This is a genomic window from Archangium minus (assembly GCF_044360475.1).
GTDB lineage: Bacteria > Myxococcota > Myxococcia > Myxococcales > Myxococcaceae > Archangium > Archangium minus.
This window is the reverse complement of sequence record NZ_CP043494.1, coordinates 272,288-289,255: the sequence shown is the minus strand read 5'-3', so window position 1 is coordinate 289,255 and position 16,968 is coordinate 272,288. Positions and strand designations below refer to the sequence as shown.

General features: G+C 67.6%; 14 protein-coding genes. 12 read left to right on the top strand and 2 right to left on the bottom strand.

Features of this window, described 5'->3' with window-relative positions; genetic code table 11:
• Nucleotides 1-234: 234 nt before the first annotated feature.
• Nucleotides 235-1,809 carry an exopolysaccharide biosynthesis polyisoprenyl-phosphate hexose-1-phosphate transferase EpsZ gene (gene epsZ / locus F0U60_RS01300; protein WP_395813055.1) on the top strand — a complete coding sequence of 525 codons (1,575 nt, stop codon included), beginning with the start codon at nt 235-237 and terminating at the stop codon, nt 1,807-1,809.
• 33 nt (nt 1,810-1,842) lie between these two features.
• Here epsZ and F0U60_RS01295 read toward each other — a convergent pair whose 3' ends face one another.
• Together F0U60_RS01295 and F0U60_RS01290 are read right to left on the bottom strand one after the other, a co-directional pair.
• Nucleotides 1,843-2,565 carry a double-CXXCG motif protein gene (locus F0U60_RS01295; protein WP_395813053.1) on the bottom strand — a complete coding sequence of 241 codons (723 nt, stop codon included), beginning with the start codon at nt 2,563-2,565 and terminating at the stop codon, nt 1,843-1,845.
• Between the two features lie 6 nt (nt 2,566-2,571).
• Nucleotides 2,572-3,318: a TIGR02269 family lipoprotein gene (locus F0U60_RS01290; RefSeq protein ID WP_395813051.1), complete on the bottom strand. Its 747-nt coding sequence runs from the start codon at nt 3,316-3,318 to the stop codon at nt 2,572-2,574.
• A gap of 109 nt (nt 3,319-3,427) precedes the next feature.
• On the opposite strand from F0U60_RS01290, the gene F0U60_RS01285 reads away from it, so the two are divergent.
• The 11 genes from F0U60_RS01285 to F0U60_RS01235 all read left to right on the top strand — a co-directional run bounded on the left by F0U60_RS01285 (nt 3,428) and on the right by F0U60_RS01235 (nt 16,957).
• Entirely contained in the window at nt 3,428-5,059 is a 1,632-nt protein-coding gene (locus tag F0U60_RS01285; RefSeq protein ID WP_395813049.1) for a flippase, read from the top strand.
• A gap of 17 nt (nt 5,060-5,076) precedes the next feature.
• A complete protein-coding gene (epsY, locus tag F0U60_RS01280; RefSeq protein WP_395813046.1) occupies nt 5,077-5,703 on the top strand; it encodes an exopolysaccharide export protein EpsY in 627 nt (208 codons plus the stop codon).
• A 4-nt stretch (nt 5,704-5,707) separates the two neighbouring features.
• The gene (locus F0U60_RS01275; RefSeq protein WP_395813044.1) at nt 5,708-6,949 is read left to right on the top strand and encodes a hypothetical protein; all 1,242 of its coding nucleotides are present in this window, start codon (nt 5,708-5,710) and stop codon (nt 6,947-6,949) included.
• Nucleotides 6,950-6,961: 12 nt separating this feature from the next.
• Entirely contained in the window at nt 6,962-7,135 is a 174-nt protein-coding gene (locus F0U60_RS01270; RefSeq protein ID WP_395813042.1) for a hypothetical protein, read from the top strand.
• Between the two features lie 20 nt (nt 7,136-7,155).
• Nucleotides 7,156-7,554 (top strand): PleD family two-component system response regulator, encoded by a 399-nt coding sequence (locus F0U60_RS01265; RefSeq protein WP_395813040.1) that lies wholly within the window; start codon nt 7,156-7,158, stop codon nt 7,552-7,554.
• 3 nt (nt 7,555-7,557) lie between these two features.
• Complete coding sequence (locus tag F0U60_RS01260; RefSeq protein WP_395813038.1) at nt 7,558-9,063, top strand: GumC family protein; 1,506 nt, start codon at nt 7,558-7,560, stop codon at nt 9,061-9,063.
• A 39-nt stretch (nt 9,064-9,102) separates the two neighbouring features.
• Nucleotides 9,103-10,293: an exopolysaccharide biosynthesis GT2 family glycosyltransferase EpsU gene (epsU, locus tag F0U60_RS01255; RefSeq protein ID WP_395825927.1), complete on the top strand. Its 1,191-nt coding sequence runs from the start codon at nt 9,103-9,105 to the stop codon at nt 10,291-10,293.
• A gap of 31 nt (nt 10,294-10,324) precedes the next feature.
• Nucleotides 10,325-11,854 carry an exopolysaccharide repeat unit polymerase gene (wzy, locus tag F0U60_RS01250; RefSeq protein ID WP_395813036.1) on the top strand — a complete coding sequence of 510 codons (1,530 nt, stop codon included), beginning with the start codon at nt 10,325-10,327 and terminating at the stop codon, nt 11,852-11,854.
• Nucleotides 11,855-11,961: 107 nt separating this feature from the next.
• Nucleotides 11,962-12,600, top strand: coding sequence for a hypothetical protein (locus tag F0U60_RS01245; protein ID WP_395813034.1), 639 nt, complete (start codon nt 11,962-11,964; stop codon nt 12,598-12,600).
• Nucleotides 12,597-14,198, top strand: coding sequence for an exopolysaccharide biosynthesis glycosyltransferase EpsD (gene epsD / locus F0U60_RS01240; protein WP_395813032.1), 1,602 nt, complete (start codon nt 12,597-12,599; stop codon nt 14,196-14,198). The genes F0U60_RS01245 and epsD overlap by 4 nt, the downstream gene beginning before the upstream one ends.
• Nucleotides 14,198-16,957 (top strand): glycoside hydrolase family 44 protein, encoded by a 2,760-nt coding sequence (locus F0U60_RS01235; RefSeq protein WP_395813030.1) that lies wholly within the window; start codon nt 14,198-14,200, stop codon nt 16,955-16,957. Before epsD ends, F0U60_RS01235 begins: the two co-directional genes overlap by 1 nt.
• The last annotated feature ends 11 nt before the right edge of the window (nt 16,958-16,968 follow it).

The following is a 16,968-nucleotide window of genomic DNA, read 5'->3' as shown; positions in this document are numbered from 1 at the left end:
CAGTTGCAGCGCGTGTGCGCCTGGACTCCGGGGCAAACCCGTGTCACTTCCTGTTTACATCGGAAGTGTAGAAATTCACGGAGGGTTGACGGATTTCAGGACAACCCTCTACGCTGCACACTGTCGAATCAGGGGGATACGTCGTCTGAACAGTTGGTCATCCCCGGCTTCGTGCTGGCGCGAGGGTTCCCCTATCATGAGGGTCAGTCGGATGTCGATTCAGGGAGGGTCTGCATGAGGCCCGCATCTCAAGTAGACGTGACATCCAGCGAACCGCCCACCACCCCTTCGCAGACGCGCGCGGACACCCCACCCAATGGGTTGGCTCCGGCCGAGACTCCGCCTCCGATGCTGTCGGCGGGCGCGCTGACGACCACGGAGAAGCCGCTGGCGGTGGTGAGCCCCAAGGCGCCCGAGGGGCCGGTTTCGCGCTTCGCCCCGGGGTTCGCCGCGAAGATGAACATGGTGGCGGACCTGGCGCTGGTGGTGGCGGCGCTGCTCATCTCGACGACGATGATGGGTCACGATCTCCACCTGGAGCGCACGGACGTCTGGGTGCTACTGGGCGTGGGCGTGGTGTCGTGGCTGGTGGTGGGTACGGCGCTGTGTCTCTATGACGTGCGCTTCGCGGACCGGGAGCGGCTGGATGACCTGGCGCTCATCTCCATCCAGGTGATGGTTGTCACGGTGGTGCTCTTCCTCACACGTCTGGTGATGGGCACCGAGTCGTGGATTGTCGCGCTCAGTCTCTTTCCTCCGCTGTTGTGGCCCTCGGTGGCGCTGCTGCGCCTGAACTTCTTCCGGAAGCTGTCCGTGCAGGAGCAGCCGCTGGACGAAGTGCTCATCATCGGCGTGGGAGCCATGGGCCGGCTGACGGGCGAGGACCTGGGCTCCAAGAACCGTCGCAAGGTCATCGGCTACCTGGGCTTCAGCAACGAGTCGGCCTCGGCGACGCCGCCGGCGCCCGTGCTGGGGAGCGTGAAGGACCTGGAGCACATCCTGTGCACGGTGCCGGTGGACGAGGTCTACATCGCCGGCAACATGATGAAGCACTCGGCGGAGATGCAGGCCGCGGTGAAGCTGTGTGAGAACTTCGGCATCCCCTTCGCGCTGCCGGCGTACCACTTCCGGTTCGATCGGGCGCGGCCGGTGGATGACCATGCGGTCTCGGACGGCTACCTGCACTTCATGACGCACGCCTTCCAGCCGCACCAGATGGCGCTCAAGCGGCTCTTCGACATCGTGAGCTCGGCGGCGGCGCTGGCGGTGCTCTCGCCGCTGCTCATCGGAGTGGCGTTGGCGGTGAAGTTCACCAGCCGCGGGCCCATCTTCTTCAAGCAGAAGCGCGTGGGCCTGCACGGCAAGCCCTTCCACATGCTCAAGTTCCGCTCCATGGTGGTCAACGCCGAGGAGCTGAAGGCGAAGCTGGAGGCGCTGAACGAGCAGACGGGTCCGGTCTTCAAGATGAAGAATGACCCGCGCATCACCCGGGTGGGGCGCTTCATCCGCAAGTACTCCATCGACGAGCTGCCGCAGCTCATCAACGTGCTGCGCGGGGAGATGAGCGTGGTGGGGCCGCGGCCGCCGATTCCCAGCGAGGTGGAGAAGTACGCCGCCTGGCAGCGCCGCCGGCTGTCGGTGCGCCCGGGCCTCACCTGCATCTGGCAGGTCTCCGGCCGCAACCAGATTTCGTTCGAGGACTGGATGTACCTGGACATGCAGTACATCGACCACTGGAGCCTCAAGAACGACATCAATCTCATTCTCAAGACGGTGCCGGTGGTGATTACCGGCAGCGGCGCGAGCTGACGCGAGCCAGGCGCTGGGCCCCATGCTGGGGGCTCAGCGCACGGGCAGCTCGCGCAGGGAGAACTCCTCGAAGTTGAGTCGTCGCAGCGTGTCCGCGAAGCGCTCGCTGATCACGATGACGCTGGTGAAGTTGCGCAGCCGGAACACGTCCAGGTGCTCCGGCAGCGAGGCCCCGTCGAGCAGCGGCTTCTTGGGCATGGAGAAGTCATAGCCACTGCACGTCTCGCATGGCTCGGCCTTGCCCGGTGGCAGGCAGTCCGGATGGAACAGGCCGTACCTCACCACATCGAGCTCCATCAACTCGGGCGCGTTCCTCTGCCGGAAGCGCAGACCGGTGCGGCATCCCTTCAGGCCTCGTAGACCCTCTGACTGGAGCTGCTCCAGCGCATCACGCCGGATGATCACCCGATCTCCATACAGCATGTGGAGCTGCGCGAAGTTGCCGCGGGCAGAGCCCACGAGCGGACCGAAGCCGGCACCCGCCAACAGTGGAGCACCCACTGGCACCAGGGGCCGCACCATCTCTCGAAGACGCTTGAATCTTTCGAGATCCTCTTCCAACCAGGCTTTTTCGAGCTGCCTCGCCTCCGGCAGGCTCGACAGATCTACTTCTGGGTAGACCTCCGAGTCATCGACGACGCACCCGCCGCACGTGGGGCATTGAAGTCCGGGCAAGCCCCACTTGCGGTTGGCGCTGTACTCCCCCGAGTAGCGCAAACTCTCATAGGGGGCGGAATCCAACCTATAGAACCGCATTGCTCCTCAAAACTCGATGGGCGGTGGCAGCTGTGTCCGACCATAGTACGGCCGCAAAGGTGCCATCAGTCCGAAGCGAACGCACAGTTCCCCAGCGTACTTCCACATCTCTTCTTTCGTTACATTGGGGCCCCTCTCCTTTCTGAACTGCCTCCAAGCCGCATTCCAAGGGCCGCCGCTTGGCCCACGATGAATGCGTCTGTGCTGAGCTGTTTCGATGAGCATCGTCCATTGATGGATGTCGATGCCATTGCGCGTGAACCAGGCCCTGAACTCCTGCGGGAAGATGTGGTGCTTCTCGTGAGGCCGGCGCATCCGCAGCTCGGCCTCCTGGAGGAGCTGCTTCTGGCTGGGCAGCAGGTTGCGCAGGTGGTGGTTCTTCCAGGGGATGACGAAGATGGGCTCGCGGTCCTCCGGTAGGCGCAGCGGCCAGCCCCGGTAACGCATGGGCGTGACAGGCGAGGGCAGGCGGATGCCCACCGTTCCCGTGCGCGTGCGCACCACGCTCCCGGATTCGTCCTCCGCCTCGTCCGCGTCCTCGCTCGCGGCCACCGCCGCCGACACGTCCTCGCAGCGGAAGAAGCCGCACGCCTCCTCGTCGCACAGCAAGCTGAGGCACGAGCCCGTCTCTTCCCGCTCCGCCTCCACACAGGTCGTAGCGAGCGGCCCCTCCTCACGAAGCAAGGGGCTCGAGGCCGTACACCCAGACAGCACCACTGCGAGCAGCAGCCCCCAGAGTCTCCACGTCTTCATGAGGCGCATCCCCCCTCCAGCTTTCAGCTGGAGTCTTTCCGCGCAACCCGCGCTTTGCCTGAAGAATAGGAGACACGCCCGGCTGCCCTACAGACCTGTAGCCGTTTGTTTGACGGGGAAGCACCGCTGTCGTTCACTGCACACCGCCATACCAGTCGAGGACTTCGTCATCGAAACGCCCCCCACGAGCGCGGCGGCACCGCGGGCCGAGCCCGCCCAGGTGGACGCCCACACCTCTCTGCGCAACGCCCTCAAGCTGGGCGGGTCGCTGATGGTGACGTACGGCATCGCGCTCGCCATGCGCGTGGTGTTGCCGCGCTACCTGGGGCCGGAGAGCTTCGGTCGCTACAACTGGGCGGATGGCTTCTCCGGCGCGTTCTTCGTGCTGAGCGCGATGGGCCTGGACGTCTACATCCGCAAGGAAGTGGCCGTCCGGCGCGAGCACGCCAGTGAGTTCTTCGGCGGCACGCTGCTCTTGCAGGTGGGACTCGCGCTGGGGCTGACTGGCGCGATGCTGTGGGTGATGCGCGCCGGGGGCGAGCCGCCCGAGGTGCAAACCCTGGCGCTGCTCATGGGCGGCTACCAGTTCTTCTTCCGCCTCAACGCCATCCTCGCCGCGGTGCTGCACGCACGCGAGAAGGTGGACGGCCTGTCGGTGGCGCACGTCGCAATGAAGTGCATCTGGGGTGGCGGGCTGGTGCTGGTGCTGCTGTTGCGAGCGCCGCTGCCGTGGCTGGCCGCGCCCTTCATCGGCGCTGAGATCTTCAAGGCCGCGTTCCTCTTCCACCTCACGCGCAAGCACGCCGGGCTGAAGATGCGGCTGGACGTGCGCTCCACCGTCACTGCGCTGCTGGCCGCCCTGCCCTTCTTCATCAACGAGGCGGCGCTGGCCACCAATGGCCGCGTGGACGTGAGCATCCTCGGCCTGGTCGCCAACAAGACAGAGGTGGGCTACTACGGCGCCGTTTGGGGCATCGCCGGCATGACGATGCTGCTCTCGCCCATCCTCGGCTGGGTGCTGCTGCCGATGATGTCGCGCGCGGCAGCCAGCTCGCAGGAGGAGTTCACCCGCATCCTCCGCCGGGGGCTCGAGGGCGTCGTCTCTGTCTCCATCCCCGTGACGCTCGCGATGGCGCTCGGGGCGGAGACGTGGGTGAAGCTGCTCATTGGCGAGGCCTACCTGCCGGCCGCGCCGGTGCTGCGACTGCTCGCGCCCATCTTCGTGCTCACCTACGTGGCCACCGTGTGCGGCAGCTGGCTGATGGCCGCCGATCGCACCTGGACGGTGACTCGCACCTCGCTGATGGCCGCGGTGCTCAACCCGGCGCTCAACCTGTTGCTCATTCCGCTCTTCCTGCGCTGGCTGGGCCCGGCGGGCGGCGCGAGCGCCACCGCCATCTCGCTGGCCACCTGCGAGGTCCTCGTCACCCTCATCCTTGTCTCCGCCATCGGCTCGCGCGCCTGGGATGCGCGGGGGCTCGCCGTGCTGGGCAAGACGCTCGGCACGTGCGCCGCCGTCACCGCCCTCCACCTGCTGCTGGGCCACCTGGGGCTGGACTCGCGCGACCTGGTGCGCGGGCTCGCCCGCATGGTGCTGGATGGCGCCGCCTATCTCGCCCTCATCCTCCTCACCGGCGCGGTGCGCAAGGACGAGGTGCTCGGGCTGGTGCGCATGGTGCGCAACCGCCGCAAGCCTCAGTCCGCCACCGCAACGCCTCCCTCCGAGGCCCGCGCCGCATGAAGCACGCCCTGTCCGCCATGAGCCGAAACACCCTCCGCTCCCGCTCCCCGCTCCGCTGGCCCCTGCTGGCCACGCTCCTGCTGCTGTCCGCCTGCTACAAGCCGGGCCGCTTCGTCTGGGTGGACGACTACCGCGAGCCCCAGGTGCAGGGCGACGAGAACTACCTCATCCGCAAGGGCGACATCCTCAGCGTCAACGTGTGGAACCAGCGCGACATCTCCTCGCGCATCCGCGTGCGCGATGATGGCCGCATCAGCCTGCCGCTCCTCAACGACGTGGACGCCGCCGGTCAGACGCCTGCCGCGCTCGCCCGCGCCATGGAGCAGAAGCTCAAGGACCTGGTGGCCAACCCCGTCGTCACCGTCATGGTGGACGAGCCCCAGCCCATCAAGATCGCCGTGCTGGGCGAGGTGCGCAACCCGGGCAAGAAGCTGCTCGACCCGGGCGCCGGGCTGCTGCAGGCGCTGTCAGAGGCCGGCGGCTTCACCGACTACGCCCGCGACGATGCCCTCTACGTGCTGCGCCAGGAGCCTGGCTACCAGACCCCGGCGCGCATCCGCTTCACCTGGGAGGCGCTCACCCGCAATGAGGGCACGGCCTCCACCTTCCGTCTGAAGACAGGCGACGTCGTGGTGGTGGAGTAGCCGCATGGCGCTGCCCGCACTGGCCCTCGGCTGGCTGCTGGTGGCCTCCGCACCAGCCGTCAAATACAAGGCCTCGGCTCGCATCGAGACGATCACCCGCTCGAAGCTGCTCACCGAGCAGGTGTTCCCCGCTTCGACCAAGGTGCTCAACGACATCATCCTCGCGCCGCGCCTGGAGAGCACCCTCTACACCAACCTGCTCGAGGTGAAGTTCGTCTACGAGTCGCAGTTCCTCCTGCGTCAGGTGACCAAGTCGAACCGCGCACTCGAGTTCCAGCAGTCCGTCTACACCCGTACCGACTACAAGATCCGCCGCGACCTCACCCTGCTGGCCGTCCACACCACCACCCTGGGCAAGTTCCCCTTCGAGGCCTACGGCGGCGCGGGGCAGATCAATCTCCCCGTCAACCAGCCGACCACCAACGCCAATGCGCTCAGCTCGGGCAGCGCCTACATCTACACGGAGACCGCGGCGGGCTTCCTGACGTCGCTCGGCATCAAGCGCCTGACCATCGTCGGGACGCTCGGTTGGATCGTCAACGGTCTGTTGGATCCTCCGGTGCGCCCGCTGCGGCGAGGCAGCGCGGCCTACCCCCAGCAGCGCTACCCCGAGCTGCGCTTCCAGACCATCTACGGCGCCACGCGTCGCGACTACCTCTCGTTCTCGGTGTACGGCAAGGACGTGTCCTTCTCCACCGGCAACCGCGACGCCTACCTCCAGTTCGCACCGGGCCTCCTGCACCAGTTCTCCCCCCTGGTGGACCTGACCGTCGAGCCCGGCATCGCCCTGGGTAGGGTTTACCCCAGACGACCGGACGAGTTGCCGGAAAATCGGGTCATGCCGACCCTGGAAACCACGCTCAACGCGCCAGTCCCGATCGGTCACCACTGGCCGGTGAAGGCCAAAGTCCGCGCGCGTTACGTGCCCTACATGGATCCGCTCTCGACACAACTCATCCCTCGGGCCGATATCGGTCTAGACCTCGAGTGGAAGGGCCGACGTGAGGCCAAGATTCTCGGAAAGCTCCGTTACGCCCGTCCGCTCACTTCGGGCATCCACAGCGACGACGAGGAGACCAAGATGGAAGTCGAGCCGCTCTACCCGCTGCCGCTCTCTCGCTACCTCTTCTTGCAGGGGAAGGGCACATTCTCCTGGATCAATCACGCGGTCGTTGGCACCCAACCTGTCGTCCAGTGGTACACAAGCGTCGGATTGGTGGTGCGGTATGATCGTGGTAGGCTTTAGGCGTACCAGGCCATGAAGAAGTTCATCCTGATGTCGGTACTGTACGCCGCGATCGTGTTGCCCATCCTGGCGGCGCGAGAGCGCAACGCGGTCCGAGGCGTAAAACGGGCGGTGGCGATGTTCGTGGCATACAACTTCCTCTATGCCTTCCTCGTCCTGGTGGTCTGGACGTCGATGGAAGACTGAGAAAAGGCCTGAGAGATTTTATGGCGCAGCAACAGGGAACCGTCCTCGTCGTCGAGGACTCGCCCATGTTCCGCAGGATGCTGAGTGACATGCTCCAAGCGCTGGGCTTCACGACCATCCAGGAGGCCTCCAGCGGTCAGGCGGCCCTGGAGCGCCTGCAGCAACAGTCACCGGATCTCGTGTGCCTGGACCTCACGCTGCCGGACATCTCCGGCTACGAGGTGTGCGAGCACATCCGCGCCACGGAGTCCCTCCGGGACGTGCCGGTGCTGATGATCTCCGCGCGCACGCAGACCATGGACCGGGCGCAGGCCGAGGAGGCGGGCGCGAGCGGTTATCTCATCAAGCCATTCACCCCCGAGGAGCTCCGCCAGCAGGTGGAGCGGGTGATGGCGGCACGTCCTCGGAAGGAGGCCTAGCTCATGGCTCCGTCCCGTGACGAACTGCCCGAGGTCGAGCGGGCGCAGGCGAACATCTTCGACTGGGAGGCCCTGCGCGACTACGCCGGCTACCTGAAGAACGCGCTCCTGCGCCACAAGCTGCTGGCGCTGGGCACCTTCGTGGTGACGGCGGCGCTGGGACTGGCGCTCGCCAAGTTCCTGCCGCGCAGCTACTACGCGGAGGCCACGCTGCTGCCCAAGCGCGCCTCCACCATCGCCGCGCTGGTCAACCCGGACCGCATCGCCGCGTTGGATCCGGATCCCCCCAACCCGCTGCGCCCGCCCGGCGAGGTGGACTCGGTGACGCGCACGGCGGCCCAGTCGGTGATGCGGCGCGAGAACCTGGTGGCCCTCATCAAGCGGGTGAACCTGCTGGACCGCTGGGACGCCACGCGCGCCCCGCTGCTGCGCCTGAAGGATCAGGTGATGCACCTCATCTCCGGGCGCCCCACCGAGGACATCAAGCTGGACGCCATGGTGGGCATGCTGGAGAAGGCGCTCAGCGTGAACACCGATGACGGCAAGGTGGTCGTGAGCGTCATCTGGCCTGATCCGCAGCTGGCCTACGAGCTGGTGGATGCCGCGCAGCAGAGCTTCCTCGAGGCGCGCCAGAAGGAAGACCTCGCCAGCATCAACGACGCGCTCACCATCCTCGAGCAGCACGAGCAGCTCGCCTCGGAGAACTACAAGAAGGCCTTCGTGGACTTCGAGAAGATCTTCGAGCAGATCATGATTGAACGCCGGCGCGCGGTGGGTGACCCGCGGGTGGGCGGCTTCAACACGGACCAGCACCTGGCGCAGCTGCGCTTCCTCATCCGCGCCAAGCGGCGCGCCATCTCGGACTCCGAGGATCAGCACAACCGGCGCCTGGAGCAGCTGAACGCGGAGCTGGTGGCGCAGCGCAAGGTGTACGGGGAGAACCACCCGGCCATCATCGAGCTGCAGCAGCGCATCGCGGGACTGCGGGCGCAGGGCTCGCCGCAGACGCGGGTGCTGCAGGGCGAGGAGAAGGAGCTGAACAGGGAATACGAGCGCTTCGGCGGCCAGTCCGTGCCCTTCCCCGACGAGCCGATGCCGGACCCGTACGGCCTGGAGCGCGTGCTGATGGGCATCCTCCCGGCGGTGTCGGAGAACCCCAAGGCGGCGGTGTCCCTGGACGAGGTGCGCTCGAGGACCATCATCATGCAGCAGCTGCGCAAGCGCATCGACGCGGCGAAGCTGGAGCGCGACATCTCCCAGGCCTCCTTCAAGTACCGCTACACCCTGCTCACCCCGGCCGAGTTCCCCCGCAGTCCGGTGAAGCCCAACGCGAAGGTGATCGCCATCGGCGGCATCGTGGCGGGCCTCATCCTGGGCGTCTTCGCGGCGCTCGCGCGCGACGTGCTCAGTGGCCGGTTCCTGCAGGCCTGGCAGGTCAAGCGGGGCCTGGGGCTGCCCGTGCTGGCGGAGCTGGAGACGCCGCCTCAGTTGGAGACGCAATCGCAGTAGCGCGGAGCCCCCGCGACACCCCTGGAGTCTCAAGCCGTGATGCTGCTCGACCTGTTGCTCATCCTCCTGGCCCTGCCGGTGCTCGTCGCCGCGGGGTACCTGCTGCTGCTCACGCTCTTGTCGGGGCAGAAGGCGGCACCGCCGCAGGTGGCACCACGGCTCAAGTTCGACGTCATCATCCCGGCCCACAACGAAGAAACGGGCATCGCCCGCACGGTGACCAACCTCTCGCGGGTGGACTGGCCCGTGGAGCTGCGGCGCATCGTCGTGGTGGCGGACAACTGCTCGGACAGCACGGCGGACCGGGCACGCGAGGCCGGGGCCACCGTGCTGGTGCGCAACAACAAGGAGCTGCGCGGCAAGGGCTACGCCCTGCAGTACGCCTTCGAGTGGAGCCTGGCGGACGGCTTCGCCGACGCGGTGGTGGTGGTGGACGCGGATACGGAGGTGACGTCCAACCTGCTGCACGCCTTCGCGCTGCGGCTGGAGGCGGGCGCCCACGCGGTGCAGGCGCACTACGGCGTGCTCAACCCGAATGCCTCGTGGCGCACGAAGCTGATGGCCGTCTCCATGGCGCTCTTCCACAAGGTGCGCTCGCTGGGCCGTGAGCGGCTGGGCGTCTCGTGTGGCCTGCGCGGCAACGGCATGTGCTTCACCCACGCGCTCATCCGCCAGGTGCCGCACGACTCCTTCTCCATCGTGGAGGACCTGGAGTACGGCATCCGCCTGGGGCAGGCCGGCTACCGCGTGCACTACGCGTGGGAGGCCGAGGCGCTGGGCGAGATGGTGTCCAGCGAGAAGGCCTCGCGCTCGCAGCGCCGCCGCTGGGAGGGTGGGCGCATGGCGATGATGCGCAAGTTCGGCGTGCCGCTGCTCGCCGAGGGCCTGCGCAAGGGCGACAAGGTGCTGGTGGACCTGGCCATGGATCTGCTGGTGCCGCCGCTGAGCTGGGTGGTGCTGGGCGCGGGCGGGGTGACGATGGCCGCGGTGGCGCTGTCGCTGAGGCAGGGGCACCTGGCGCTGTCCGCGTACCTGGGGGCGGCGAGCGTGCTGGCGCTCGTGCTCTACGTGATGCGCGGCTGGTGGGTGTCCGGTATGGGACTGGGTGGGCTGATGGCCCTGGCTCGGGCGCCTTTCTATGTGGCGTGGAAGATCTGGCTCATGATGAGCCGCCCCGAGGAGAAGAAGGGCGAGTGGGTGCGCACCGCGCGCGAAACCCACAAGCCCTGAGTTGCTGGCGTAGGAGCGCCCGTCCCAGACGATGATTCAGGCCTTCCTGTCGCGTACGCCCGTCTTCATGTCGCTGCTGGCCCTGGTGGTGCTGGCAACGGTGGGGCTCATCATCTTCGCCCCGGCGCTCGCGATCCTTCCGGTGGGGGGCGCCGTCTTCCTGTGGTGGGTGTGCCGGCAGCCGCTTCGCACGTTGACGCTGGCGGTCTTCGCCGCGGCCGTCACGGTGGACCTCGTCCCCGAGGTCCCCTACGAGGGCGAGTGGAAGTCGCCGCTGTACTTCCCCGGCAAGCTGCTCTTCACCGTGCCCGGCATGAGTCTGCCGCTGATAGACCTCGCCGTGGTCGGGCTGATCGGCTTGATGGTCTACCGGCGCGCCATGGGCATCAAGATAGACCCACCCCCGCTTCCGATACCCAGGCCGTTGGTCCTCGCGCTGCTGGTGCTGCCGGCCACCATCCTCTGGCTGCAGGTGTGGGGCATCGTCATCAACGGCGGCGTCGCGCGCGTGGCCAAGGTGCAGTGGCACCAGATGCTGGCCATCCCGCTGATGGTGATGCTCTTCAACGCCGCCTTGCGCGGCCCCAAGGACTTCCACACCCTGGGGCGCATCATCGTCACGGCCTGCTGCACCAAGGCCTTCCTGGGCGCCTGGTTCATCGTGATGATCGCCCGGCCCCGAGGCCTGTACCACGAGTACGCCACCACGCACGCGGACTCGATGCTGTACGTGACCGGCCTGGCCTGCGTCATCTGGTCCTGGATGGAGGAGCCCACCCGGAAGCACTTCTGGAGGATGGTCGTTGTGTGCGCCATCATCTTCATGGGCATGCACTACAACGACCGGCGCATCGCCTACGCCAGCTTCCAGCTGGTGCTCATCTTCGGGTACTTCGTCAGCCCGTGGAGTGGGATGAAGCGCAAGCTCACCCGCATCGCCCTGCTCCTCTCGCCCATCATCCCCTTCTACATCGCCGTGGGATGGAAGAACCCCTCGGGCATCTTCGGGCCGGTGGGCACCATCAAGTCCATGTTGGTGGGCGAGAACCTCGCCAAGGGGCAGATGGACTACCGCGACATCGAGAACTTCGATGTCGTCCACACGTGGAACCGCAACCCCATCCTCGGCACAGGCTGGGGGCATACCTTCGACGAAATCCTCAAGCTGCCCGACATCTCCCACGCCTTCGCGGACTACCTCTACCACCCGCACAACTCGGTGCTGGGCATGTTCGCCTTCGGCGGCGTGGTGGGCTTCTCCGGGCTGTGGCTGTGGATACCCGTTGGCGTCTTCCTGGCCGTGCGCGCCTACCACCGCGCCCACGAGCCGATGCAACGCGCGGGCGGATTGGTGGCGCTGTCGGTGTTTGTGGTCTATACCCAGCAGTGCTTCGGCGACATGGCCAGCATCAGTTGGATGGGGAGTGTGCTCTCGGCGATGGCGGTGACCTGCGCCAGCAAGCTGGCTGTCGTCACCAACGCCTGGCCGTCCGCTCTGGAGGCGAGAAAGGAATTCTCGGTTCCTGAGAATTCGAGCAGTCCGGCAGGAAATCTGGTATGATACCGCACCGCAAACCGAAGAGGCCACGGAAAATTGACACTAAGGGCCCGATTCCGGCCTCTTCGGTGGTGCCAAACGCTCCGCGACGCGGTAACATGGGCTCGCCCATGTTCGAGCCTCACGACAAGAAGACGAAGGGTGGCTCGCGGAACGGAGGTCCGAATCCACCGGATCAGCGGCGCGTTGTGCAGCCGCTCTCGGTGATTCGTGGCAACCGGCCGCAACCCACGCCTCCGTCTCCTCCCGGTCCACCGCCCCCCACGGGTGACGGTGCCGAGGTCGTCGAGCAGGCCAGGCCCGTCACCGCCCCCACCAGCACGCTGCTGCACCTGTGGGCGATGCTCAACCAGCGCGGCCGTTGGTCGTCGCTGGTGGTGGTGCCCTCGCATGAGGGCGGCTCGGGACTTCAGGCGGCGCAAGCCATCCTCGAGGTGGCCAGCAAGCAGGGCTCCACGCCCGTGCACTTCCTGGATGCCGAGGGGCTGGAGCTGGGCGCTGCGCAGCACGTGGTGAACGAGATGATGGCGTACGTGGAGCAGGGGGACCGGGTGGTGGTCCTCATCGACTCCGTCGTCTCCAACCCCGTGGGCCTGGAAGTGGCGCAAGCGGCCGAGCGGGCGCTGCTCACCGTGGCGCTCGGCACCTCGGACTACACCTCGGCACGTCGTACGCTGGACCTGATCGGGAAGGAGCGCTTCATTGGAAGCGTTACCCTCCAGCCCACGTCCGGAGCCCCGAAGAAATGAGCGCAGCCCCCGGCGCCTCTGGCGCCGTTGTTCCACCTCGGCCCGTGGCTTCACGCCCGAGGCTGAGCGTCGTCGTTGCCACCTACAACCGCGTAGACCTCATCCAGCGCCTGCTCGAGCAGTTCGCCCGGCAGACGCTGCCCGCCTCGGACTTCGAGGTGGTGGTGGTGGATGACGGCTCGCGCGAGCCGGTGGCGCCCCACCTGGAGAAGCTGAAGCTGCCTTTCACGCTGCGCGTGGAGACGCAGGCCAACGCCGGTGCGGCGGCGGCCCGTCACCGCGGCGTGCTCGCGGCGCGCGGCGACGTGGTGCTCATCACCGATGACGACATGCAGGTGGCCGAGGACTTCCTCGCGAAGCACCTGGAGCGCCACCCGCCCGGCTCGCGCAACGTCGTCATCGGCAGCATCCGCCCGGACCCCGCCATCTCCGACATGCCGCTCTTCGAGCGGTGGTACGCGTGGTTCAACAACCGCATCGCCGCGAGCATGAGCGGCCCCAAGCGGCGCGCGCGTGGCTGGCAGCTCTTCACTGGCAACGTCTCCTTCCGGCGCGAGGACTACGTGTCCGCCGGCGGCTTCGACAAGAGCCTCGGCCAGTCCGAGGACATCGAGCTGGGCGTGCGCCTGGAGAAGGCCGGCTGCCGCTTCGAGTTCTGCACCGCGGCGTACGTGCTGCACGGCTCGGATCACACCAGCTTCGAGAAGTGGCTGAAGCGGGCGCACCGCTACGGCATCTTCGACTCGCGCGTGGCGGCTCTGCACCCGGACGTGCCGCAGGTGGACCCCTGGCGCTTCCTCTTCGTGATGAACCCGCTGGCCCGGCCGCTGCTGGCCGCCACGGTGGTGGCGCCCGAGGCGACCCGTCCGCTGACGGAGGCGGTGATGGGCGCGGCGAAGCTGGCGGACAAGGCGGGCCTGACGAAGGCGGCCTTCGCGGGCACCTCGGTGGCCTACGTCATGGAGTACCTGCGCGGGGCGCGCGCTGAGGCGGGCTCGCTGCCGAAGGCGGCTCGGCACGTGGCCCGCTTCGCCCTCACCGGCGGCAAGCCCGGTCAGGTGCTGAAGCTGGCGAAGGCGCTGAAGGAGGACGCGGTGCAGGTGGCGCGCTCCGAGTATGGCCAGCCTGGCTTGAAGGCCGTGGCCGCCATGGTGCTCACCTCGGACGGCTACCGGGTGCTGGCGCTGCAGCGGCTGCGCGAGGCGGCGCGCGGGCTGGGCATTCCGCTTGGCAACCACGCGCTGCGCGTGGCCCAGACGGCGGTGCTCGGCGTGGAGATTGGCAAGGACGTGGAGTTGGGCAGCGGCGTCTACTTCGTCCACAGCCTGGGCACCGTGGTGGGCGGCGACGCGAAGGTTGGCAACCGCGTGCGCTTCTACGGCAACAACACCGTGGGCACCGCTCGGGACGACGGCTACCCCGTCATCGAGGATGACGTGTGGGTGGGCGCCGGCGCGCGCATCCTCGGTCCCATCACCGTTGGTGCCCGCTCGCGCATCGGCGCCAACGCGGTGGTGATCAAGGACGTGCCCCCCGACAGCGTGGCCGTGGGCATTCCCGCGCGCATCATCCCACGCAAGGACGTGGACGAAGAGTGATGCGCCGGGCTGTCGGGAGCGGCGCACTGTGGCGCGGCAGGAGGGCTCGGACGGCCCTGCTGGCTGGCGTGTGCCTGGGCGCGCCCCTCGTGGGAGTGTCCCTCCTGGGGTCGTGCAGGCAGAGCTCCTCCCAGGCGGCTCCCTCCTCGCAGTCCTCCTCGCCCTCGGGCGTCTACAACATCCCCCCGCTCACCGAGACGGCCTATGCCGGCACCCTCCAGCCGGGTTGGCAGGACGAGGGCTGGTCCGAGCGCGAGCTGAAGGACATGAGCCCCGCCCGGCTGCGCATGGCCAACATGGGCGGGTGGATGCTGCACAAGACGGGCATCCAGGGAGAGTTCGGCGGGCTCGCGCTGCGCTACCGCGCGCCGTCAGGCTTCGGCGACTTCCTCGAGGTGCGCCTGGACTCGGAGGGCGAGACGCTCTTCCCCCGCGTGCGCGTGGACGCGAGCCACGTGGCGCGCCGCGAAGGCGACTGGGTGCAGCTCTTCGTCCCCCTCGAGCAGCTCAACCCGGAGAAGGTGCCCTTCACCCGCATCGTCATCCGCGCGTACAAGAAGGTGTCCAACGACTGGGTGGAGCTGGACCAGGTGGGCCTCACCGCCCCCGGTGGCATGACGCCCGCCGATGGCACCACCTTCGTACAGCAGTCGCTGCAGCCGGGCACGGCGGCCAAGGCCATCATCGAGCCCGTGGAGCTGGCCTATGACAACGGCCTGCAGGCGGGCTGGGAGGACCACGGCTGGTCCGAGCGCGAGCTGAAGGGGCCCACGCCCGCGAAGCTGCGCATGGCCAACATGGGCGGCTGGATACTTCACAAGAAGGACCTGCAGGGCGAGTACGGCGGGCTGACGCTGCGCTACCGCGCGCCCTCGGACTTCGGCGACTTCCTCGAGGTGCGGCTGGACTCCGCCAGCGAGACGCTCTTTCCCCGCGTACGCCTGTCAGACACGTACGTCACCGCGCGCGACGGTGACTGGACGCAGGTGTTCGTCCCCATGGACGAGCTCAACCCGGAGAAGAAGGCCTTCAGCCAGCTCGTCCTGCGCGCGTACAAGAAGGTGGGCAACGAGCACGTCGAGCTGAACCAGGTGGGCCTGGCCCGGCTCGTCACCCCCGCCGCCGTGATGCAGCAGCAGGCGCCCCCGGACGCGGCCTCCGTGGGCGGTGGCCGCGTGGCCTTCGGAGACGCCAAGGCGACCAAGGTGGTGGTGGACTGCGCGATTCCCAGCCACCCCATCAGCCCGCTCATCTACGGCATCGCCTTCAACAACCTGCGCGAGCTGAAGGACAGCCACCAGTGGGAGCTCGGCGCCACCGCGCGCCGCTGGGGTGGCAACCCCACCACCCGCTACAACTGGAAGCTGGGCAACGTCTGGAATACGGCCAACGACTACTTCTTCCGCAACATCGTCCTCGGCACCAGCCCCCAGTACACCTACGACACCTTCCTTCAGTCCAACCTCCAGCGTGGGATGCAGTCCGCGCTCACCGTCCCCATCATCGGCTGGGTGGCCAAGGACTCCACGTCCGTGAGCTTCCCCAAGTCCCTCTTCGGCGTGCAGCAGAAGATGGACCCGGACGTGACGGAGGCCGGCAACGGCATCTCCCCCTCGGGTGATGCCCTCACGCCGCCCCTGCCCACCCAGACGAGCGTCGAGGCCCCTCCCTCGTTCATCCACGAGTGGGTGCGCACCATCCGCGAGAAGGACAAGGCACGCGGGCGCAGCGTGCACATGTACATCCTCGACAACGAGCCGATGCTCTGGAACACCACGCATCGGGATGTGCACCCGGAGCCGGCCACCTACGACGAGCTGCTCGAGCGCACCATCGCCTTCGGCACCGCCGTGCGCCAGGCGGACCCGGACGCCGTCATCGCAGGCCCCGCCGAGTGGGGTTGGACGAACTACTTCAACTCGGCGGCGGACCTGGCCCCGGGCGGCAACAAGAAGGACCGCAAGGCCCACGGCAACATGCCGCTCCTGGCCTGGTACCTGAAGAAGCTCCACGAGCACGAGAAGCAGACCGGCACCCGCCTGCTCGACGTGGTGGACGTGCACTTCTATCCGCAGGGCCAGGACATCGGCTTCGAGGAGCGGGGCGCCACGGACCCGGACACCTCCGCGCGGCGCATCCGCTCCACGCGCGCGCTGTGGGACCCGAAGTACAAGGACGAGTCCTGGATTGATGACAAGATCGAGCTGATTCCCCGAGTCAAGCGGTGGATCGCCGAGAACTACCCGGGCCGGGGCATCTCCATCGGCGAGTACAACTTCGGCGCCACCGGCCACATGAGCGGCGGCCTCGCGCAGGCGGAGGCGCTGGGACGCTTCGCCGAGCAGAACCTCACCTCGGCCTTCCTCTTCACCTACCCGCCCTACCGCAGCCCGGCCTTCTGGGCCTTCCGCGCCTACCGCAACTTCGACGGCAAGGGCGGGCGCTTCCAGGACAACTTCGTGCCCTCGAAGTTCGACAAGGAGTCGGACACCCAGGGCATGTCGCTGTTCGCCTCGCGCAGTGACGACGGCAAGCGCGTGGTGGCCATTGCCCTCAACCTGGAGCCGGACGCGGCCCGCAACGCCCAGGTGGAGCTGCGCGGCTGCGGCAACGTGGCCAACGCCCGGGTGCTGGGCTACGCGGGCGAGCCCTCGGGCTTCTCCGAGCGCAAGTCCTTCCTCCAGTCCGGCAGCAACGTCCAGGTGATGCTCCCGCCCTGGTCCATCACCGTCCTGGACATCACGCTCGCCCGGCCCTGAGGGCGTCCAAC